Origin of the sequence: Vibrio tapetis subsp. tapetis (assembly GCF_900233005.1) — a bacterium.
Classification (GTDB): domain Bacteria; phylum Pseudomonadota; class Gammaproteobacteria; order Enterobacterales; family Vibrionaceae; genus Vibrio; species Vibrio tapetis.
Genome location: NZ_LT960613.1, coordinates 1 through 22031 on the forward strand (window position 1 = coordinate 1; position 22031 = coordinate 22031).

Consider the following 22031-nt stretch of genomic DNA (forward strand, 5'->3'; position numbering starts at 1 on the left):
TACGCCCTTGATTATCAAAAGCATAGAAATTAATCATTTTTAATCAACCACTTACATCGGTGCGCATTATGTGGTCAGATTTATGTTGAAAGCGTGGCGGGCAGTACCATTGCGCCAGCACTGGCCGCAGCCGCTAGGCTCTTTTAATATAAATCCTGTAATGCGCATTAATAAGCAACCATTTCTTTATTCCAATTTAGTCTATCCAACTCATTGATTTGTTGAAGTTTAACCTCTATATATGTGTTTTTATAGAGGTCTATTATATGTATACATTTATTGTTTTATCAGGTGAAGGCAGCGAAGATTGGTCACATGTTTTTTTGTCTGTAATTCCAGAACCTAATAGCATTCTGCTTTTTGAAGGCAACGAACGACATATTGAAAAAGTAGTTTTGACGAATATGCGAGAAAATATGGAGGCTAGGGGTATGAATAATACTGGGATATTACATTTAGAGCCACTTCCTGCGGATTTGGCTGATGTGTTATAAGGTTCTCTTGTCGTTATCCCAATAATGACATGTAACTAAGTCCGGTTTTTCCGGACTTTTTTGTTTTCGTGTGACATCGCGATAAACTTCCTTTCCTTCCGGTCAAGCGCTTTTGCCCCTATTTAACTCGACGCATGACGACGAGAAACGACGGCGAAGACTGAGCAAGGAGGTCGAGGAGGAGAAGGAGAGTACACTATCTTTAATAGTGTACTCTTGTGCGGATTTCGCATTTTCCCGCAGGGATAAGGGCACAACTCCACGTTGATATGGTCGCTCCGGCCAAACAGCCCGATACGCGCGAAGCGCTCCCAATCTATGACACCGCGATAAACTTCCTTTCTTTCTTGCTAGAACCACCCTTGCAGAGCATCACAGCACCAAAGGGCGTTTTGCAACTGCAACCCTTATATCTATCAGTTATCAAGACTCGACGACTGACGACTGACGACGAACAACGACGGCGAAAACTGAGCAAGGAGGGTGAGAAGGAAATAGGAGAGGCCATTTACATTTGGGAAGGGGCCCCGTTTCGACGGGGAAGGGCTCCAAATTAAATGGCGTTTACTTTTCTATCGATACTATTTTTTCCATTAAAAATGGCCTCAAAAGGCCATCTTCAAAATTGTCACTTGTAATCGAAATGTTATCAGAACAAGTTGGGGTTACTGTTACACCCCAACTAACTCCGGACATCCGGAATTATCACCGTTTTCCTAGCGCTCTCTCAATCTCTCCAACCTCACCAATTGCTTCATAGTATTGGCCTTCGCTTGTATGCTCTATTCTGTCAAAAAACACCTCGTGGTCTGGGATCATTTTCCACGTCATCATAGTCACTAATTCACTAGGCCATTTGTTGATTGCCGTTTCTACAATGAAGTCTTCTAAGCTCATTTTGGTTGTTCTTTTGCCAGAGCATATTTCGTTTGCTGTTAGTCCAAGGTTTTCTGCCAATAACTGGATTTGAGTTGCTTTGGGTTCAGTTTCGCCATTTTCCCATTTCAAGTAGGTTTGCTTTGCTACTTTCACCAATTTTGCTATTTGCTCTTGGGTATAACCACGTTCTACACGCGCAGACTTAATTACATCTTTCAACACCACAAACTCCTTATCGATACTCTTTTTTATAACTATAACACTGCTTTTTTGTACCTAGCGGTTGAAGTGTGCTTTTTTATTATGTATGTTATAAAAAAACGTACTTGACAGGGTTTTAACTTGTACTTCATTGATAAGCTTTTCATGCAACAACAGTATCCCCAAGGTGGTCTTCCACTTGTTGGGACGCATGTGATTGAAAGGCTAGAAATGGAGACAGGGGAAGCATTACCTCCATCGGTTAATCAAAAGCGTTTAGAAGGATCATTTAGTACAAAGCTGACTATTAGGTGTGATGGTTACAAAGTTCGTGTAGAAGGAAATCCCTCTCGTTGGCAGCGGATGGATAATCTATTTGGGCTAACAACATTTGAAGAATGTGTAGCAATTTACAATCATATATTGGCGAAATACAACTTACCGCCATTCACTAAAAATACTCGTTTATGTCCTCGTCAAACACCGGATGGTAAGCCAATAAGTTTTATAGGTAATGGCGCTGAAATTACAGCTGTTGATTGGACTCAAAACTTATCAGTAGGTCAGGGGATGGAGGCATCATTCATTCGTGGAATGTCTTCTATGCAAATAGGTAGAGGTAGGAAGCCAACACTTTACCCTAACGGTATGACTTGTAGCTGGGGCTATGGTTCCAATTGGCGAGCAGACATACTTTATGCCAAAGCATTTGAGCTTAGAGAGCACCTCAAAAAAGACAAAAGAAAGAAAATAGGCGTGACGGTTAAACAGCTAGAATATATAGAAAAATTAATCAGTTATTGTGAAGAGCAAGGTGTCGTCAGACAAGAGCATAAATTACAGCAAATATTATTGAAGAAGCATAATTTACATTACTACGGGCTAAAAACAGAAGCAGATTATTTACCACATTTGAATGAAATCGAGAATGCCATGAAGACAATACAAATTAATCATGATGAACATAAAAGCATTGCTGACCAATTATTAGATCTGGGGATTGTTAAGAGTCGCCAAGCCGCAAATTCTACTCAGAGTTATGCAACGATGTGGCAGCACGGTACTGATTTACGCCAGGTCTTAAAACAAAGTCAATTTTACGAACATAAATCTCGGCTCAAGAAAATAGGTATAGATATCGGTCAGGTTTTTGATGTTACTCGCCTGTGTCCAACCTTAAAACGCTCAGAGTTAATTGAAGTAAAACCGCTCGCTATTCCAAATTGGTATCACTTACCAGTAGTTGCTAAGTCTAATGTTATGCCGTTTAAGGCAATCGCTTAAAGAGAAACTAGTATGTTAAAAATTGAAGTTTTCAAAGAAGACGTTAAATCGACACCAAGAACCATGCAGGGTAAAGATGGGAAACCACCGCGCACAATTTACGAACAAGATGCGTATGTATTTTTAGAAGGTCGCTTCCCGACATTGACCAAGGTTCAATTGGAAGAAGGCCAGCCGCCATATCAAGCGGGGATTTATACGTTTCATTCCTCGTCATACATCGTCAATCACTTCAATACGGTTGAATTGAAAAAATACGGTAAAATGATTGTCCCAATGGAGCCTGAACTATGAGTATTCCAACCCCTGAACAAATCAAAAAAGACGCTAGATTGCCTGAAAATGCTAATTTTCATGGATGGTTAATTCATAACCCTGAGTGTGATGATTTTCTTCTTCAGTATAAAGAACGCGCAGGTGTAATCAGTAAAAAGTGGTGCGGATTACCAGACGCCGCGATGCGTTTCAATCGTTATACGAGAGCCCTTAAAGTCTTAAAAAATTTAGAATTAGATGACCGCGCTATTATTGTCGTGGCTTTTGACCTTGGTAGCCAGATTATCGTAATTGGCCCTGATGTATTTCAAGATCGAATGTCTTTACCATCCGACAATCCATTTAGAGCGGGTCACCTTAACCGCTAAATAGCAAAGCCCGTAGCTGCATGAACAGTTACGGGCTTTTTACCACAACCAACTTAACTGGAGTTGATTATGACCGTTAAAGAATACACGTTATCAGACGCAGAAGCTAAGCTTGATACAATAGCCAGCATCTCATTGTTTTTGAGTACAGGTAATTGTCCTAGAGAAATAGCCTTCAACTTACAAGATCATATGCAAGATGAAATCGAGAATCTTCAAGGTATTTTAGGTTTCATGCGGATATATCCCCAAATCAAAGCTCAAGAACTGGAGCACGCTAGCGATTCATAACCGGTGTACTGGCCACTTATGAAAGAGCCCATGATGGTATTCGTCAGGGGCTTTTTTATTGGCCGTCACTGGTGACAACACTCACGCCGTTCAAATCATACCGCTGAACGGTGATAACTTTGCTTCGCAAATGTTTCTCCGTGAAGTGGAATAACGCACGAACCATCCAAAATTCCTCAATCAATTCAGACAACTACCATACCTTAGTGCGCATTATGCACATACTGTTAAATAGACTCAAGAACATTCGAGGAAAGTGGCAAAAAATATGACCAAAAACCCCAATGGCACACACGTCAACGTCAAGCTCTCAGAAAAACACAATCGTGTTTTAGAGCAGTCGAAGACCCACAGCAAACGAACCAAACGCGCTGAAGCCCAAGCCCGACTTGAGCATCACCTCGATTTGTTTGGCGTGAATTGGGAAGTACCAAAAAACAACCGATGATTTTTTTTAGCCAAAAGGATCCCGAATAGGGATCGCTTTACTTTGTTTTTTAAAAACGATTTTTTGTTGAGATCGCTTTTAAAAAAGCAGAAATGCAACTGGAAGCGCTAAGAATGGCGCGGGCAGGTTACCCCAAGAAGGCCGAAACCCTTCCTTAATGAGACGTTGTCATAAGACGCCCCATCATTAAGAAATATGCGAAGCCGTGTGCTAGGCGATGACCGTTAGGGCCACCGACGGGAATGTAGCATCTGTTATTGCCAACACCACAGTAAGGGCAATCCGTGTCATTCGAGCGGTCATATCGAATAAGGTGCGGGGCGGTTAGACATCATGTTTTATCGCCCCCTTACCCTTCAAGCTCGCTTTTGACTGCGATAACGAGGCCACGCCTCTTGTCGAGACAAAAGGAGTACCGCGTCAGCGGAGCACTTCGCTCCATCGCAATAGAAAGGCCAGGTGAAAGGGGTCGCCTGCGCGGCGCTTTTCACATGGTATTCATACCCCTCTTTCACGCACACCCAAGCCTTAAGGCTTTTACTCATAAAAAAGGAAATCATCCCATGAAATGTAACTCACAACGCGCTCTGGCTGTTGGCGTGGCCGTCGGGCTTGGCGCCCTCTTGGTCACTCAACCCACGCTCGCCGCCGATTTGTTTGCCGGTGGCAAGCAAGCGGTCAAAGACACCGCCGGAAAAGGCTCTCTAGTCGAAACCGCCATGCTCGGCACTGGCCTACTTGGCGCCGTGGTCACCGGACTCATGACGCGTAACTGGTTCGCCGCCCTCGGCGGATTTGCCGGAGGCTCCATCTTATGGAACGTCGGCGCCCCAATGGTCGGACTCGGCTAAGGAGATCTCATGGAAGATCCTCATCAGTTTTTTGCGGTCCCCAAACACATGAACAAAGGACGCCGCCTCGTCGGCTTCCCCATGGATGAAGTGCTGCCAGCGTTTGTCACCTTTGGCCTCGCGTTTTGGCTTGGACACGAAATGATTGGCATGGTGATAGCCATGGCGTGGTTCGGGGGATTGCGCTACATCAAATCCCAATACGGGGATCACATCATCGCGCAAGCCAGCTATTGGTGGGGGGCTTCCTTTATGAAGCGCGTGTTATTCACGCGCACCCCCGCCGCCTCCAAACGCTACTGGATATATTAAAGGCCGTTTATGGACAGTTTCATCAAACAAGACAAACTGGCGATAAAAAGCCTGCTCAATCTTTTTTTGAGCCTCGGCTTTCTTGCCATGCTCCTCACCAATCTGGTGCTCGGTTTTTCGGTGTACCAAGCCCTCACCCATAAAAGCCGCACCCTTGTGCCCCCGGTGATATCAAAAGCCTTCTCTTTGTCGGACTCCCAAGTGGATGCGCCCTACTTAGAGCAAATGGCCGATTACTTTTTGTATCTCAAACTCAACGTCACCCCAGGCAACGTCGGTCGGCAATACGGCCAACTGCTGGAATACGTAGACGAAGGCAGTTGGGCCACCTTTCAACCCAATCTGCTACGAGAAGCGGGCGCCATCAAAAAGGGCAACATCAGCAGCCAGTTCGCTGCAAGCACGTTCACGATTAACCTTGATGAGTTGAAAGTGCACGTAAAAGGAACGCTAACCAAACACGTAGGCACGCGCACGCTGCCCGCGGAGAGTAAATGGTATCAAGTCAACCTGACCTACCACCATGGCGTACTCGCCCTTCAATCCATCCAAACTCTAGAGGCCACCGACCATGCATCGCCCTAATGTCTTTCCCCCAACGCGCACTCGGTTTTATCCCCCGTTTTACACACGGTTGTGCTTACTGCTCTTTCTCTTGAGCACTCCACTCATGGCGCAAGCCCAAAACGCAGAAAAAGTGACTTACCCCTTTAGTAATGGCGACACCATCCCTTTATCTCTGTCTTCCATTAACCTCAACCGGCTCGTGGTGGCCAATGACCGAATTTTATCCATCGTGTGCCCGCAAGGCTTTTGCACCTCATCGGGCAACCAAAAAGACGCCTCCGGCTCCATCACCTTAAAAATCAACATTGCTCTGCCCTTTACCGCGCATTTGACCACCGAAAAAGGGCGCTTGTTCGCGCTGTTCATCAGCCCCAAAGCCACCCCGGGCTTCGTGTCCGAATTTACGTGGGCGCAGTCTCATTTAGAGCAAGACAGTGTCATGCAAACCAGCGCCGATTACCCCAAGGGCCTGACACGACTCACCAAGGCCATGATGCGCTTTGTCCATGACAAAGCGCCGATTGAGGGATTTAGCCAGCACCCGGTAGATCCCGCCACGTTACCAGACGATGACGCAGCGCTGGCCGTCATCCCCACCACCGTGTTTGTCGGCCGCGATTACTCGGGCATCATTTACACCCTGCGCAACCAAACCCAAACCCTTATGACGCTCACCACCGCGCAATTTTACAGCGATTCCGCGCGCAGTGCGGCGCTTGAAGCTTACGAGCTGGCTCCTGGAGCCAGCACCACCTTATACCTCATCACCGGGGGAGGCGCCGCGCATGTTCGATAACACCAAAGACCGATTAAGCCGCGTGGGACGCACCTTCTTTAAAGACCGTGACGGGGACTTTGACCAAGGCGAGCGCATCAACCAAGCCACGCACTCCCGCAACCTCATCATCACTGTGGTTATCTTGGCGGCGCTCGCCTTAGCGGGCGCGCTGGTCTGGCAAATGACGCGAGAGGCCACCTCGGTTGAGCCCGTCACCCAAGTGGGCTTTGGCGCCGTGGTCGGTGACGACTTCACCGAAAAAGACAACCAATCCGCCCTCACCGCGCAGCAGCTTAAAATCAACCAGCTAGAGCAATCCCTGATTAAGTTTGAAAGTACGCTGGGGCGCTTTGGCGACAGTCTCACCGCAGAGCTTAAAAACATCGAGCAGGCGAGCGCGCGCAATCAAAGCTCGACCTTGAGTGAGCTTGAGCGAAAAATGCAAGACAAACTGGCGGAAATCGACGCCCTCAAAACGCAACTCACCACGCAGTGGCAAGAGGCGAAGAAACCGGCAGGCCAAGGCGCGTCAGCCGACGTCTATTCTGGCCGAAATTTTGGGGAGTATGCCCTGCCCCCTCGCCCGTCGGTTCGTGATGGGCAAAACAACTCGAACATGGCGGACTTTCAATACCAAGGCAAAGACAACGTCGCGTTTGCCGCGCAAGGCTTTGACAGTTTCGAGTTCACCTGGGCGGCCAGTGAGCAAGAACGCGCCCCTCGGCGCACCGTTGATAACTACGTGCCAACCAGCACCTTTGTGACCGCGGTGGTCACCGGGGGCGCGGATGCGAACGCCGGTGTCTTAGGCCAAGGCGATACGGCGCCGCTGGTTTTCCAAACCCTGAACGCCGGCATTTTGCCAAACGGTAAACCGTCAAAGCTACGCGACTGCACCGTCACCGCCTCCGTTTATGGGGAAATCTCATCCAGTCGCGGCATTGTTCGCACCCACCGTTTGAGCTGCATCCAGCCCAGCGGAGACATCTTAGACGTGCCCGTCAAGGCCACCGCGTTTAACTTTGGTCGCAACGGCATTCGAGGCACGACGATATTGAAAAACGGTCAAATCGTTAAAATGGCCGGGATATCAGGCATCCTTGAAGGATTAGGCGGCGCCGGGAAAGCCCTCTCTCAGACCACCACGCCGACCGCGTTAGGGCCAAGCAGCAGCGTCAGCACCGACAAAATCGGCCTGAACTTACTGGGCAGTGCCACCCAAAGCGTCGGCAGCAAACTGGCTGACTATTACATCCAATTGGCGGAGTTGTATCACCCCATCGTGGAAGTCAACCCGGGCGCCATCGTGAACCTGGTGTTCTTGGAAGGCTTCCCGCTTGACCCCGTCTTGGCCCAAGCCTACGAAACCGAACTGGAAGAAAAAGCGCACGCCGCTTCCAATACCAACCACATCATGGACGTCATCACCAATGCGCCGACGAGCGCCATCAACCCCCTCGCCGATAAGCTCACTCAACAAGGGCTGAACCAAACCGGCTTTGGACGACAGGAGTAACACATGAAGCGCATCATAATCAGCCTCACTTTGCTGACCTTATCCGGCTGCGCCGCCGGATTGGATGGCGACTACGGCTGCAAAAAAATAGGCGGCACATCGAGCTGTACCACCATGGACGACATTAGAAACAACCCTTACGGTCATGCCGGTCAAGAGCATGGCGACGCCATCTTGACCCCCACCGCGCCCGCCTCTTTTACGCTGCTGCCAAGGCGAGACCGACATGGCCAGCCGACACGAAGCCGTGAGCGGGTCAAAAAGGTGACCATTTTTCCTTTTAAAGACCAAGATAACGACTACGTTGACACCATGGATGTGTATTTCGTGCTCGATGACAGCCAATGGTCAGGGCGCCCCGCGCCGGCCATTTGGCAAGATTAATCAGGAGACCGAAATGAAAACATCATTTAAAAAAGGGGTCATGGGACTGTTTGTCTTAACGGCCATGCTACTTAGTGCCGCACTCGCCCAAGTGGCGCAGTACGTGACCAGCACGAACTCGGCAAGAGCCCACGCCTATACGGTTTATCTTGAGCATCAACCGTGGTCTCATCAACGCCGCATTGACGCCTTACACGAGCTAAAGCGGTGCGAACTTGGAGAGCCTATCCGCGAAGACGCCACACACCCAATCATCAAACCCGTTAACCTCTACGAGTGCCTCAACAAAAAAGGCTTCAATGAACTCTCGGCCGCCATTAAGCGCTCCGATGAGGCCATGATGCCCGTCAGTTGGCCCTTATCCCTTTTCTGGTAACCCCACGGAGTCTCCATGTTTTCTCAATCCACCTCCGGCTTATCCCGCCTCTTTACCGAGGCCAAAAAAGCGCAAAACCACCTACACCATGAACTGCCGTATCGAGAGCATGACGCCATTGACCGCGTTTTTCGCAATCAACATGCTCAAGGATTTGGCTTTCGCCTCAGCATTCTGGGCGGCGCCAATGACACCCTCATTCAATCGCTCAACAAATTGGTGGCCGATTTACCGCAAGGCGACAAATGGGACTATCAATTGCAACTGTTTGGCCACAATCGAGTGGCGCATTATCTGGAAAGCAACGAAGCCTTACTCAGTAAACGCGGCGGCGTGTGCGCGAAAATGGCAAGAGATGACGCGATTTACGCGAATTACGCTGCCCAAGCCGGCTTTTTTCATCGACAAAAAAACAGCCATTTCGATTTACGCGATTATGATGCGTTTATGTTTGTCTCAACCTGCGAAGACGAACCCCAAGCCCTGCTGGATGCGCGCATCACGTTGGAGACCGGGTTAATGCAATTGGGGTTTGATTTGCAACCGCTGACCCCGGAGGCGCTGCTCACTCATGTGGGCGATGTGCTTAATTTTGATCCCAATCAAGACCGGCCACAGCTCAAGTCTTATCACCCTTTGGAGTCACTGCACCGCCAAGCGCTCGCCCCTGACACGGAAATGATGACGCACCGTGAGTACATTGATACGCGCCACACCAACGACAAGGGCGAAGAAACTCGCGGACGCATTGTGAACATGGGCTTATCCAAACTGCCCGGAGACTATCGTCTGTATGCGCTGCCAGAGTGTTTTTCGTCGTTAAGAAACGTCTCCCGCTCCATCAAATGCCCCCATATGCTGACGCTCAACTTTCGTCATGAGCCCACCGGGAAACAAAACGCCAGTAATGATGCCAAAATCAAAGATTTGACCAAAACGGTGGAGTCAAAAATGGCGCTATTAGCGCCCACCGCTAAAGACGAGCTGGCCGAGCGCAAAGCCATTCAAGCGGGATTGCTGGGTAAATCCTTTACCATCGCCAGCATGGTCTTGACCGTCACGCTGTTCACCAACCGCAAGGAAGGAAAACAGCACACCCAAGCGGCCAGAGAAGCGTTCAGTAACGCCGGTCTCGATATCGCCCCCCTCAAAATGCTCCAGCCTCAAGCCTTGCTCAGCATCCTGCCCTTCATGATGAGCGAAGGGCTTTGGGAGGATTGCAAGCGAGTCGGCCGCACTCGCACCGTGAAAAGCTCCAACCTGGTGAATTTTTTTCCGCTGGTGCTGGACTTTCGCCAGCTCAAAGGCGGCATGCTGCTTCCGACCATGCGACAGCAGATCTCATTTTTTAACCCCTTTACCTGTGGCAGTGATAACCAGAACATTGCCCTGACGGGCGGCTCAGGGGCGGGCAAAAGCTTCTTTGTCCAAGAGATGGCCGAGAACGTGTACGCCATGGGGGGCAAAGTGTGGATCCTCGATAAAGGCGCCAGCTACAAAAAGCTCACCTTGAGTTTGGGCGGCACTTACATGACCCACAACAACATTTACTTAAACCCGTTCACTCACTTAGGGAAAATGGCCGACGCCCAATTTGAGTTTGTGGACGACGACGGCACCGCGGTGGATCCGATGATGGAAGCGCTGGACAACATCACGGCTTTATTCGCCACCATCGCCTCGCCTTATGCGCCCCTGTCCACGTTCCAACAAAGCGTTTTGGGCGACGCCATTGTCCAAGCGTGGGAAGCCAAAGGCGTAGACACCTTGGTGGATGATGTCAGGGATGCCCTCATCGACATTGCCGGCGAAGAGCAAGACCGCCGCATCAAAGACATTGCGGTGCAACTGAAAAAGTATGGCACCGATGGCACGTATAGTGATGTGTTTAACAAGCCGTCCATGCTCGATCCTAAAGTGGAATTCACCACCTTGGAGCTCGATGGCTTTCCGCCTGCGGTGTTAAGACCGGTGATTTTCGCGCTCATGGTGTCGATTAATCAGCAAATGTACTTATCCGGCTCTCGCTCTACCCCGAAGCTGTGCATCATTGAAGAAGCGTGGAGCTTGTTGAGTGGCGCCAACGAGCAGGCGCGCGAGTTCATTAACACCGGCTATCGCACCGCTCGAAAATTCGGTGGCGCGTTTTGCACCGTCACGCAAGGCATTGAGGATTTCTTTAGTAGCGAAGAAGCCAAGGCAAGCTACAACAATTCCGACATTCATATCTTATTACGACAAGGAGCCGGCTTTGATAACTACCTCACCGACAACCCCAACGTGTTCTCCTCCTTTGACCAAGCCATCATCAAGGGGTTTGAGAAATCCAGCGAAGCGGGCTACAGCTGCGCGCGCATCAAAGCGGGTGGACACGTTACCTACCACCGCTTTTCGCCTCCCCCGTCAAACGCGCCATGCTCTCCACGGAGCCTCACGAGTTTGAGTATTGTGAAAACTTGGTGCAAGCAGGCCACGCTTTGGAGTCGGCCATTGAGCAAACGTCCATGCACTTTTACGGCGATGAAATCCACGCCTTCCAGCAAGCCATACAGCAAGCGCCGTAACGCTTGCCTTTTGGCCGCGCTTTGGGTCAGTTTGTTGTGGGCAGGGGCAACCACTCACAGTCAGGCCAAGGATTTTGGCCGGGTTGCCCCCGCCTTTCCCATTGGGGAAATCGACATGCTGGACTGGATAGAGCACCGATTAAAACAATTTGAGGCCAACGGGAAAATGGCCGACCTACAAGACACGTTCACCCAACGGGTCAAAGCCAGCATCCAAACCCCCACGCCCGTCCAAGGGCTGTTAACCACCACCTCGCCGCGCACCTTTTATGTGGATCCCAGCGTGACGTTAACCAAAGACTTACTCGTTCCCAATACGGGCCAGCGCATTGCCAAGGCGGGCACGCGCATCAACCCGTTCGATCCGACAACGTGGCCAGCCATTGAGGGTCAATCGGTCTTACCCAATTTTGAACTCAGTAAAGTCTTGGTGTTCTTTGATGCCCGCGATGCCAAGCAGCGGCGGTTTGCCAGTCAATACACCCACACCAAACCGATAAAATGGGTGCTCACTGGGGGCAGCCCTAACGCCATGGCCGCCTTAACCGGTCAGCAATACTATTTTGCGCAACAAGGGTTTCTCACCAAGCAATTGCACATCACTCACCTTCCCGCGATAGCCTATCAAGAGGGCACGCGCTGGCGCATCGACGAAGTGGATGTCTCTGGCTTGATGCCTTTGGAGAAGACGCCTTGATCATGCTTCCATTGCGACCCTTTTTTTCTATCAACTAAGCTCGCTTTTGGCTGCGACAATGAGGCAACGCCTCTTGTTGAGACAAAAGGAGCACCACGCGTAGCGTGGATACTAAGGACACGCCTATGCACCGCTTACTGTTGCGCTCAACACTTGCCCTCCTACTCGTGTTAAGCGCCCCCTCTACGCTCGCCGCCGGCCCCGCCTGCAAGAGTCGTTTTATCAACCCCATTACCGATATTTGCTGGGACTGCTTGTTTCCGATGACGATTGGCGCCGCCACCGTATTGCCTTCCAAATACCCCGACACCCGCAACCCGTCTTTTCCGATTTCCTTTTGCCCCAAGCCGCCGCCGATATTCATGCAAGTGGGCATCAACATCGGTTATTGGGAGCCTTATGCGTTAACGGACATCACGCGCGTCCCTTATTGCATGGTCAACATGGGCATTGAAATGGGGGGCGCCAATAAGCAAAAAATAGGAGGACGCATCACCGCGCGCGAAAGCGACAGCAGCGATGGCGGTTTTTATCACGCCCATTGGTACAAATACCCGCTCATTTACTGGTTACAACTGATGCAATCGGCCGCGTGCATGGCGACCGATAGTTTTGATGTGGCTTATCTCACTGAAATTGACCCCATTTGGGACGACGATGAGCTGGCCCTGGTGCTCAACCCTGAAGCGTTATTGTTTGGTAATGTGGTGGCGCAGCTTGCGTGCGTGCCAGAGGCCATGCTCACCTCGACCAATTCATCCTTGCCCATTGATGCCCTGTTTTGGTGTTTGGGCTCCCAAGGCAGTGCCTATCCGTTAACGGGCACAACGAACTATCGAGACACGCCCATCCAAGCGGCCACCCTGCTGATGGAAAGGCTCAATTATAAATTGCATCGCCAGGGCATGGTGTGGGAAACGCGCGGCGAAAGCGGGGCGATTTGCTACCAATATCCAGATCCACTGCTGCCCAAGTCTCGATACCGCTACCAAATGTCCGCGCCCATTGCAGACGCACAATGGTGTCACCCCTACACGACCACCACCACGCTGTGGGAGGCCGGTCATGATAACCCCGTCACCGGGGATAATTTTGGCTTTGTGCAATGGCGAAAACGCAATTGTGTCTTTTTATAATCGCCCCATGCCGGAAGCCAATAAATCTCAACACTTTTTTGATTAATGATCCAAACTTTGAACAGAGGAAAGAATGGCAAATTTAACCCTATATAGCCTTCACCCTGAGCCGAACGAGGCGGTTTGTATAGGGTGTGGGTGCAGTGATACCAATGCTTGCATTGAAAACTACCCGGCATGTTTCTGGTTGAAAGTAGACAGGCAAAATGAACAAGGCATTTGCTCATCGTGTCCTGAGTGTTTAGCTCAATGGAATAACGGACTGGTTAAAACTTTCAAACAAGTCGTTTTCACCCCCCCCAAAAAAGACAAAAGAGGGAACACAACATGAGCACCACCGGTATTGACGAGCGCACCTTATTCATCGCCAGTAACGTCGCTTCGCTGGATGATTTTTTAAAAACCGCGCTGTCAGAGCAAAAGCACGTGTATTGCAACTTTGCCTCAACGGAATTCCATTACATGTTGCGTCGAGCGCTCATGGCACGAGGAATATTGTCCATCAGCTTCCAGGATGCTCGCACGTTTTATCCACCTTTCACCACGAATTAATTGCATCAGGAGACACTCATGCGCCCTCGACTCTTACGCAAAGCCTGTTGCTTTGCGCTGTGGGCCTGCGCGCTCACAAGCCCGCTCACCCACGCGTACACAAAAGAAGAACTCCAAGCCTTTCAGGACATCGAAAGGCGCCTAGCGGAGCGCCCCGACGCCGCCATCATGGCGCAATCCAAAACATTCCATGACCAAGCCCGCGCGCATCGAAGCGAGGCGCAACAAGCCAGTAAGGCCGCGGGGCTCAAGCTTAACCCGCAATCGCTCTCCCCCTTACTGGATACCCCATCCGCTCAGACCAATCCAGAGCAAGCGCCCAAAGGCGTGATGGTGTTTGTGTCATTAACCATGCCAGACACCGCCCTCACTCAATTGCTCAAACAAAGCGAGCGCACGGGCATCCCCTTGGTGATACGCGGCGTCCTGCCGCAAGGCTTTACCGCGACCGTAACGCGCATTCAAACCCTCATCAATCAAGGCAACCGCCCAGCCATTCGCAGCGGTTTCTCCATCAGCCCAGATTGGTTTCGGCAATTTGATATCCAGCAAGTGCCCACGTTCGTGTCCATCAAACCCGGACAATGCCAACCCAAACAATCTTGCCTGCCCACCGATTATGATGTGGTCACGGGCAATATTTCGTTGTATCAAGCCTTAGAGACGCTAGCGCAAGGCGACACCCAACAGGAGGTGGCGACGCTGCTGCGCGCACTCGAGCATTAAAAAAGGAGCGCTCATGCGCACATTCTTGCCCCGCTTCATCACACTATTATGCCTTTGCTCTCCCATGCTCACTCACGCCAATCAAGCGCACACCTATAACGACAGCGCCCAATGGGCGAAACACACGGCCAACCAAACGCTCACCCCAAGCACCCTGCCCTTAAACGCCAAAGACTATTGCAAGGACGCCGCCTGTAAAAGCGGCGTGGATAACCCCAAAGAGTCCCAACTCGATGACAGCACTATCAATAGCCAAAAGGCGCACGCCTTTGCCACCAATGACACCGCGCAAGACATCACCCACAACTTTAACCAAGGTCGGCCTGACATTAAAAATGACCCCGCCATGAGATTTGCGCTGCTTGGCCAAGAGAACGCCTTTGAGGTGACGCACGGCATCTCCAATGCCTATGTGGATTGCAAGAGCGGCGCTCAATGCGTCATCGACCCTGTCCCAAGGCAATGCAATCAACCCACACGAAAACAGGTTCCTTGCGAGAAAGTCCCCATTGCCTCTGTGACCGTGAGTCCCGTCATTTTCATTTGCCCTCAAGGTTGGACGAATCAAGGACGAGACTGCACGAGGCAAATCACACAATGTCGTTATGACGCCCGCAACTCTGTCTCCGCTAGCGGAGGCAACTGCGGGCGACTTGGGGGCGAATGGATGATATGGGATGGGCGTCGCGTTCAGAGCGGAAAATGGAAAGGGAAAGAAAAATCGGATCGAAACTATGATTGTCGAGGAGGCCGACACAGCGGCTGGTCAACCACTTGGGAGATTTGTGGGCTCATTAATGAAACCATGCCCGCCACGCTCACCTGCCAAACAGGCTTCTCTCTTTCAGGCGGTAATTGCATCAAAAACACCTTCAGTTGGTCACCGCAATGCACGTTAATTAAAGCCTGCAAGCCCATCAGTGAAACCTGCATTGAGGGAGAAGAAACCCGGATAGTCAATGGTATCCCTACCACGTTGCCTTGTTGGAAATACCAAATTAACCATGAATGCAACACGACAGATACTTGCAAGCCACTGCCCAACGACTGCACAACCACAGAGAAACGATGCAGCTTGAAGCAAAATGGCGTTTGTGTCGAAGAGGAAGTGCAAAAAAGCTGCCCTGAAAAAACCTGCCATACCACGGCACTCGAATGCGGTGAGCAGTCTTTTTGCTTGGATGGGGATTGCTACCAAGAAACGCCGAAGCTTAATGGCAACTTCGATAAATCCGTGGCCGCGCTCGCAGGCCTTGCCGAAGCGGTCAAAGACGTGGGCTCACCGCCCAAAATCTTCACAGGAAAACCGATGCAATGTGAAAAGAAAATCGCCGGCTTTAATGATTGCTGCAGCGATTCAGGTTGGGGGCAAGGCTTAGGCGCGAAATGCAGTGAGCAAGAGAAAGCCTTGGGCAAAGCCAAAGGAAAAGGCCTCACGCTGTATGTCGGCGAGTTTTGCGCCAAAAAAATCCTCGGCGCTTGCTTTCGACACAAACGCAGTTACTGCGTTTACGACAGTAAGCTGGCCAAAATCATCCAACAACAAGGGGCCATGAGTCAGCTTGGCAAAGGGTTAGGCTCTTCAGAGCGCCCCACTTGCGCGCCATTAACCCCCGAAGAGCTCGGTCAAATCAATTTTGAACACATTGACTTTGCGGATTTTTATCCAGAGATGAAAGCCAACACCAACCTACCCAACTTTGATGAAATCAAACACCGGCTTCAAAGTGCCACGGGCGGATAAACCGCCCTTCCATCCACCCCATGCTCCCATCCGTTAAACCAAGGTCTATGATGATGAAAAAAATCCTGAGGGCAATCATTACCCTAACGCTGCTTGTTCATGGCCAGCCCGCTCTCGCCAATGACGCCCCGTTAGGGTGGCGATGGTACAACGAGCCCAAGTCCATGCCTGACACGCCCAAACCCAAGCCACTGCCAAGCAATACCCAAACCACGGTGTCACCGCCGAGCCCCCTCTCAGCCACGCAGCAAATGGACTGGTTTCATTCTATGCACGATGAAGCCAAAAACGACGCGTTCATTCACCCAAAGGACAAAGAGAAACGGGCGCACTTCTTAGCCCTGAACCGTTTCATCACCGCTCAAACCGATGAGATTGGCATGACCTTTAAAGCGGTCCTACTTGACAAGCCTGAGCTGTCTTACACCAAAGACCACCCAACAGAGCAAGCGGCCAGACAGCCCTATCTTGCCCTTGAAACACAAAAAAAGACGGACGCCGTCAAGCAAATGCAACAGGAGGGATGGGGTTTCTTCTTTGTCTACGAAGGCCGCGATGCCCTTACCCAAAAATTAGCGCCCTCCATTCAAGCCTTTGCCGACGAGCATCACTTCGATTTGCTGGGCATAAGCACCGACCAGACCTTCATCACCAACCTAAAAGAAAACCGGCACAACCAAGGAAAAGTGACCGTGCCCTTTACGCCGGCGTTGATTTTGGTGCACCCGGAGACGGGGGAGATGAAGCCATTGGCCTATGGCTGGATAAGCCAAACCGACCTTCTTGGGCGGTTTTACAACGTGGCCACCGACTTTAAAGCCTCCGACTTTTAACAACGAGAATGTTTAATCCACCAAAAGCCACCACAAAAAAACACTGTCCATTTTAAATCCCTTTTGTTTATTTTCATCTTGGAGTATTCATGAATGTTATTCGCCCTGTCTTGCTGGCGCTCCTGCTGAGCGTCAATAGCGTGCACGCCGCCATGCAAAACCCATACGCCCTGGTGTTCTTTTTTGACAGCACCTGCGCCTACTGCCATCAACTAGCCCCCAAAGTTCAACAAGCCAGCCTCGACTTTGCGCTGCCAATCTACGCTTTTTCCGTGAACGGCCAAGGCATTCCAGGCTTTGAGGTACCCATTCCCGTCACGCATGACATCGCCACCACCTTTTTCCCGCAAACCACCAAGCCGGTAATGCCCGCGACGTTCTTACTCAACGTCAACAGTCGTAAGTTCGCCAAACTCAGCATTGGCGATGTCGCTCAACGTCAGCTCAATCAAAGCATACAGCAAGTGCTCAGCGATCCCACCATTCAAAAGGCCCTACAATGATGCGCTCATTTACTCACCGCTTATGCACATTTTATGTGCATAAGCGCCTCTTTTCTTTATTATTCTTAAGCTTAGCTGCCCCCGTTACTTGGGCCGACACCAATAACGCGTTGGCGCGCTTTTTTGATGACACCAGTTATCAAGCCAACGTCAGCAACCCCACCGCGTATCAAGGCCAAGCGGCAAACTACTACAGTGGGGGCAGTCTTTTCGTGCGCACGAAGATTGTCGATGCGCAATTGGTCAGCGTCACCGTGCCCGCCATCAGTGCCGGTTGCTCAGGCATTGACATGTTCATGGGCGGGTTTTCTCACATCAAATCCGACCAATTGGTGAAGCTGGGCAAAGCCATCATTCACAACGCCCCGCCTTTTGTCGTGAATTTGGCCCTGCAAACCTGGGCGCCGCAGCTCAAGCAAAACCTTGACCAGTTGCAAGCGACCCTCGACAAATACCTCAACCAATCGGTGAACTCCTGCCAAGCCGCGCAAGCGGCCATTGGGGGACTGGCGGCGTTTGCCGCGCCCGCCACAAAAAAACACGTCTGCGCCACCTTAGGCACGCAAAACAACGCCTTTTCAGACTGGGTGGAAGCGCAGCACCAATGCGGCGCCGGAGGACAAGCGGCGGGGCAACTGGCGAGCGCCAAAGGCGATGCCAGCTTAAAAGACATGACCAAAACCAATCACAACGTGATTTGGTCCGCCATCATGACCAACCCCTTCTTAGCCGCAGACACAAAACTGGCCGAATTCATGATGAGCCTGTCGGGCACTTACGTGTACGACAAAAACGGCAAGCCCCACTACTACCCAAGCTTGCTCACGGACAACAACCTCATTCAAACGCTGCTAGAGGGCGGAAAAGGCGACATTTACCAATGCAAGAACACGGGCAAAGACGCTTGCGTCACTCTGACCAAGACAACCGCCCTCACCATCAGTAAAAACAACGGCATTGAACGTCGCATTCGCGCGATATTAGAAGGGCTGCTGCGCACCATTAACACCGACCAAGCCTTGACGAGCCAGCAAAAAGGCTTTTTGGAGTTCACCCAAACCCCGGTGCTGAAATTTTTCATTGATGCGACCGCCACCCAACAAACCCCGGATTTAGGTCACTACGCGCGCATGATGTCGGTCGAGCTGTTAAACCAATACTTAACCAACATGCTCGCCATTGCCCGGCAATCGCTTCAAAACACCAACAATGACTTAAAAGACATCGAACGCATCACCCAAGACATCGACAACGCCAAGCGCTTCACCGATGGGCTGGCGGACAAAGCCATTCACGCCTTACTGAACAAGAACGCGCTCATTGCCTAAGAAAAAGAGACGCCGAAAGAAACGCGAAAAGCAATTCAAAAGCAGACCCCACCCACATCAACCTATGGACAATAGCCATGAGAACCTTGGAATATTACACCTACACCGGCTCTGAGGTCGTGGCCAAGGCGCTGAACGCCTTAGCCACGTTTTTTACCACCGCCACTTTTGGCAGCTTCTTACAAATCTGCTTGGGGCTGGGGCTCATCAGTAGCTTGTTCATGTTCATGCTCAGCCGTAACCCCAAAGATTTGATTAAATGGGGCGCGGTGTTTTTTCTGGTGCCGTTATTGCTCATCAACATGAAAGCGCGGGTCCTGGTGATAGACAAAACCGAGCCGGGTAAGTTTTTCACCGTGGATAACGTGCCTTATCTGGTTGCGCTGCCCACCTATTTCTTTTCTACCGTCATGGTGGGCATGGCGGAAGGGGTCGAGGCGATTTTCACCACCTCCGATGATGAGCGTTATGGCCGCACGGGCATGATGTTTGGCTCTGAGCTGTATCAGCTTTCCAGACAATCGAGCGTACAAGAAGTGGCGTTAAAGAAAATCTGGAACGACTACTTTGATAACTGCATGATTGGCGATGTGCAAATCAACAACAAGTACAGTTGGGATACCCTCTTTTCCAGTCCCGACATTTTTGCGATGTTAGACACCGTGAGGCAAAGCCCCCTACGGGCGGTCTTTTTAGACGAAGGCGCGGGTAAGATGAGCTTTAAAACCTGCGCGCAAGTCTACCCCATCGTCAAAAAACGCTTCACCGACGCCGCCGGTGACAACCTCACGGCGCTGGCGCACCACCTATTAGGGAAAAATGCCGCCAAATACAAACCTCAAATCGCGCTGTCGCTTAAACGCAGCTACGATAAATACGTCAACATCTCCGCCTCAGCGTCCAACAACATCAAACAAAACATGGTGATGAACGAAATTCGCTACAACCTTGACCGCCTTGATCCCACTCAAAGCGCGCTCAACTACGCCTACACCCAAAACAAACTGCAAACCACGTCCATGTGGGCCTCGCTTGGCCTCATGGCCCGCGAGTACTTGCCTATGCTGCACACCTTGATTTTCATGCTGTTTGCCTGCTTGGGTTTCTTTATTGCGGGCGCGGCGGTCATCCCCGGACTGACCGCGCTGGTCTTAAAGAATTACGTATCCACCTTCGCGTACTTATCCACGTGGCCGACCTTGTTTGCCATCATTAATGCGCTGCAATTGTGGGGATTGGAATCCTTGTCCACCGATGTGTCTGGGCGCTTTGGGGGGCTGGTGCTCTCCAACGCGAACGCCATGGATGAGCTTCACAGCCGCTTTGCTTGGATGACGGGCATTCTCATGATAAGCGTCCCGGCCATTGCGGGCGGCCTTCTCAAAGGAGGTCAAGCGGTCATGTCCAGCATGAACTACCAACTGGCGGGCATGATCAACTCAACCAACGCCCGCGCAAGCGCCGCGGCGGCCAGTGGCAATTTGGATTTTGGTAACATGCAGATGGACAACCACAGCATGAACAACACCAACGCCAACAAATTTGATGACAACACCTTAACCAACACCGGGCACACCTACACGCAAAAAGGCGATGGCTCCGTGAGTACCCAACACGCCGATGGCCGCATGACCTATGACAGCAGCCAAACAACCAGCCGGGGCAACATCAGCGCCAACACCCAAGCCATGGTGCAAGAAACGGTGCAAAACGCGCGCAGCAGTACGCAACAATCGCTAGACCAAACTACCACGCAGCTCGGCCAAACTCTGAATGCGGGCATGGCGCTCAATGAGCGCTGGAATGACAGCGTCAGCAAAAACCTCTCTTACGGTGAGGGCGGCTCGACCGGCGTGAACTCACAAGTGAGCGAGGGCGTAAACAACATGCAATCGGCCATTGATAACGTCAGCCAAAACACCGGCTGGAGCAAAGACCAATCGCAGTCGTACTTACAAAGCGTTCACGGCGGCGCGGATGCGGGCTTTGGCCTGGGCGGAAAAAGCGGCGCTGGCGGCCCTTCCCCGTTCAGTTTCGGCGTCAGTGGCGGGGTGAAATTCTCAGACGAAGAGCGGACCGCCTACTCAAACATGAGCGCAGAGCAGCAACAGCAACTTGAGCAAGCCACGCAGCAATACAGTGAAGGCGCCACCACGGTTGCTAACGCCGCCTCGCAAATCGACCATAAAGACACGCGCAGCGATGTGGAGCAATACGCGCACGACTTTGCCTTAAACATGCAAAACACCCAATCCTTAACAACCAGCGCCATGAACAGTCAATCGCAATTGGAGGCCTTATCAGAAACCCAAACGCGCTTAGATTCTGGCTCGTCCAGCTTCTCCGCCAACTCCATCCAAGGATTCCAGAATTACTTAGAGGCCACTGCACCAAACCAAGAAGACGTCAAACGCCTCATGACCGCCTTCCAGCCGGAAGACATCGCCGAGGCGAAAGAAAAATGGCAAAACTACACCCGCACCGAAGCCTTTGCCTCAATCGCGGGCTTTGAGGGCGATAACAGCGCCAAAATCAAACGCATGGAGAGTGACTACCAAGCGGGGGCAACCCAAGAAGGAGAGAAACCTGCATTAAGCCGTGGCCAACGCGGGTTAATGGATAAAGAGGGGGAACGCGTGCAATCGGCATTTGAGGCCACCACTGAGGCGGTGCTTAGCGCCAAACAAACCGGCGCCTTGTACAACGATGAGTATTTTGAGGGCACAAAAGAGAGCGTTTATAACCAGCAAGCGCGGGCGCAACAAGACATCGCGCCGCCTGAGTCGATGATTGATATCCGCATCAAACCCCAAGTCGAGGCAGAGCTTAACCCCGAAAGGACAGAGTACGTCAGCTCAGACCAAGCGTATCCGGCGGCGCCGGCTTACACCAAAAACCCAACACAATAATAGTGATCGAGGTG

At 51.1% G+C, this 22031-nt stretch carries 22 protein-coding genes and 2 pseudogenes; 23 read left to right on the forward strand and 1 reads right to left on the reverse strand.

The features are described 5' to 3' along the window. The first annotated feature begins 266 nt into the window (after positions 1 to 266). Positions 267 to 494: a hypothetical protein gene (locus VTAP4600_RS25335; protein ID WP_012396984.1), complete on the forward strand. Its 228-nt coding sequence runs from the start codon at positions 267 to 269 to the stop codon at positions 492 to 494. Positions 495 to 1199: 705 nt separating this feature from the next. On the opposite strand, the gene VTAP4600_RS25345 is transcribed toward VTAP4600_RS25335, so the two are convergent. Then, on the reverse strand, positions 1200 to 1595 hold the full coding sequence (locus VTAP4600_RS25345) for a helix-turn-helix transcriptional regulator (RefSeq protein WP_102521425.1): 396 nt from the start codon (positions 1593 to 1595) through the stop codon (positions 1200 to 1202). A 120-nt stretch (positions 1596 to 1715) separates the two neighbouring features. On the opposite strand from VTAP4600_RS25345, the gene VTAP4600_RS25350 reads away from it, so the two are divergent. From VTAP4600_RS25350 to traG, 22 genes and pseudogenes are all read left to right on the forward strand, one after another. Then, the gene (locus tag VTAP4600_RS25350; RefSeq protein WP_102521426.1) at positions 1716 to 2858 is read left to right on the forward strand and encodes a phage/plasmid replication protein, II/X family; all 1143 of its coding nucleotides are present in this window, start codon (positions 1716 to 1718) and stop codon (positions 2856 to 2858) included. A 12-nt stretch (positions 2859 to 2870) separates the two neighbouring features. Continuing rightward, positions 2871 to 3152: a single-stranded DNA-binding protein gene (locus tag VTAP4600_RS25355; protein WP_012396988.1), complete on the forward strand. Its 282-nt coding sequence runs from the start codon at positions 2871 to 2873 to the stop codon at positions 3150 to 3152. Next, positions 3149 to 3502, forward strand: coding sequence for a hypothetical protein (locus VTAP4600_RS25360; RefSeq protein WP_012396989.1), 354 nt, complete (start codon positions 3149 to 3151; stop codon positions 3500 to 3502). The genes VTAP4600_RS25355 and VTAP4600_RS25360 overlap by 4 nt, the downstream gene beginning before the upstream one ends. 69 nt (positions 3503 to 3571) lie before the next feature. Further along, positions 3572 to 3793, forward strand: a complete 222-nt coding sequence (locus VTAP4600_RS25365) for a hypothetical protein (RefSeq protein ID WP_012396990.1) — start codon at positions 3572 to 3574, stop codon at positions 3791 to 3793. 268 nt (positions 3794 to 4061) lie between these two features. Next, the gene (locus VTAP4600_RS25370; RefSeq protein WP_012396991.1) at positions 4062 to 4241 is read left to right on the forward strand and encodes a TraY domain-containing protein; all 180 of its coding nucleotides are present in this window, start codon (positions 4062 to 4064) and stop codon (positions 4239 to 4241) included. Positions 4242 to 4804: 563 nt separating this feature from the next. Beyond that, on the forward strand, positions 4805 to 5092 hold the full coding sequence (gene traA, locus VTAP4600_RS25375; RefSeq protein ID WP_012396992.1) for a type IV conjugative transfer system pilin TraA: 288 nt from the start codon (positions 4805 to 4807) through the stop codon (positions 5090 to 5092). A gap of 9 nt (positions 5093 to 5101) precedes the next feature. Continuing rightward, a complete protein-coding gene (gene traL, locus VTAP4600_RS25380; protein WP_012396993.1) occupies positions 5102 to 5404 on the forward strand; it encodes a type IV conjugative transfer system protein TraL in 303 nt (100 codons plus the stop codon). A 9-nt stretch (positions 5405 to 5413) separates the two neighbouring features. Next, a complete protein-coding gene (gene traE, locus VTAP4600_RS25385; RefSeq protein WP_012396994.1) occupies positions 5414 to 5989 on the forward strand; it encodes a type IV conjugative transfer system protein TraE in 576 nt (191 codons plus the stop codon). Positions 5990 to 6074: 85 nt separating this feature from the next. Beyond that, positions 6075 to 6767 (forward strand): type-F conjugative transfer system secretin TraK, encoded by a 693-nt coding sequence (gene traK / locus VTAP4600_RS25390; RefSeq protein WP_012396995.1) that lies wholly within the window; start codon positions 6075 to 6077, stop codon positions 6765 to 6767. Then, entirely contained in the window at positions 6757 to 8265 is a 1509-nt protein-coding gene (locus tag VTAP4600_RS25395; protein ID WP_012396996.1) for a TraB/TrbI/VirB10 family type IV secretion system protein, read from the forward strand. Before traK ends, VTAP4600_RS25395 begins: the two co-directional genes overlap by 11 nt. Positions 8266 to 8268: 3 nt before the next feature. Further along, the gene (gene traV / locus VTAP4600_RS25400; RefSeq protein WP_012396997.1) at positions 8269 to 8649 is read left to right on the forward strand and encodes a type IV conjugative transfer system lipoprotein TraV; all 381 of its coding nucleotides are present in this window, start codon (positions 8269 to 8271) and stop codon (positions 8647 to 8649) included. 13 nt (positions 8650 to 8662) lie between these two features. Beyond that, positions 8663 to 9025 carry a hypothetical protein gene (locus VTAP4600_RS25405; protein WP_012396998.1) on the forward strand — a complete coding sequence of 121 codons (363 nt, stop codon included), beginning with the start codon at positions 8663 to 8665 and terminating at the stop codon, positions 9023 to 9025. A 15-nt stretch (positions 9026 to 9040) separates the two neighbouring features. Continuing rightward, a pseudogene (gene traC, locus VTAP4600_RS25410) lies at positions 9041 to 11589 on the forward strand (type IV secretion system protein TraC). Then, positions 11546 to 12286: a type-F conjugative transfer system protein TraW gene (gene traW / locus VTAP4600_RS25415; protein WP_102525547.1), complete on the forward strand. Its 741-nt coding sequence runs from the start codon at positions 11546 to 11548 to the stop codon at positions 12284 to 12286. The pseudogene traC and the gene traW overlap by 44 nt, the downstream one beginning before the upstream one ends. A 125-nt stretch (positions 12287 to 12411) precedes the next feature. After that, positions 12412 to 13422 (forward strand): conjugal transfer pilus assembly protein TraU, encoded by a 1011-nt coding sequence (gene traU / locus VTAP4600_RS25420; RefSeq protein ID WP_012397000.1) that lies wholly within the window; start codon positions 12412 to 12414, stop codon positions 13420 to 13422. Positions 13423 to 13749: 327 nt separating this feature from the next. Further along, positions 13750 to 13974 (forward strand): hypothetical protein, encoded by a 225-nt coding sequence (locus tag VTAP4600_RS25430; RefSeq protein ID WP_012397002.1) that lies wholly within the window; start codon positions 13750 to 13752, stop codon positions 13972 to 13974. A gap of 18 nt (positions 13975 to 13992) precedes the next feature. Next, positions 13993 to 14700 (forward strand): type-F conjugative transfer system pilin assembly protein TrbC, encoded by a 708-nt coding sequence (gene trbC / locus VTAP4600_RS25435; RefSeq protein WP_012397003.1) that lies wholly within the window; start codon positions 13993 to 13995, stop codon positions 14698 to 14700. 13 nt (positions 14701 to 14713) lie between these two features. Further along, a complete protein-coding gene (gene traN / locus VTAP4600_RS25440) occupies positions 14714 to 16444 on the forward strand; it encodes a type-F conjugative transfer system mating-pair stabilization protein TraN (RefSeq protein ID WP_012397004.1) in 1731 nt (576 codons plus the stop codon). A gap of 47 nt (positions 16445 to 16491) precedes the next feature. Next, a complete protein-coding gene (gene traF, locus VTAP4600_RS25445; RefSeq protein ID WP_102525548.1) occupies positions 16492 to 17277 on the forward strand; it encodes a type-F conjugative transfer system pilin assembly protein TraF in 786 nt (261 codons plus the stop codon). Positions 17278 to 17366: 89 nt separating this feature from the next. Continuing rightward, positions 17367 to 17780: a conjugal transfer protein TraF gene (traF, locus tag VTAP4600_RS25450; RefSeq protein ID WP_012397006.1), complete on the forward strand. Its 414-nt coding sequence runs from the start codon at positions 17367 to 17369 to the stop codon at positions 17778 to 17780. After that, positions 17777 to 19183 (forward strand): annotated as a pseudogene (locus VTAP4600_RS25455) (conjugal transfer protein TraH). Before traF (VTAP4600_RS25450) ends, VTAP4600_RS25455 begins: the two are co-directional and overlap by 4 nt. 2 nt (positions 19184 to 19185) lie before the next feature. Further along, positions 19186 to 22017, forward strand: coding sequence for a conjugal transfer mating-pair stabilization protein TraG (traG, locus tag VTAP4600_RS25460; protein WP_012397008.1), 2832 nt, complete (start codon positions 19186 to 19188; stop codon positions 22015 to 22017). The last annotated feature ends 14 nt before the right edge of the window (positions 22018 to 22031 follow it).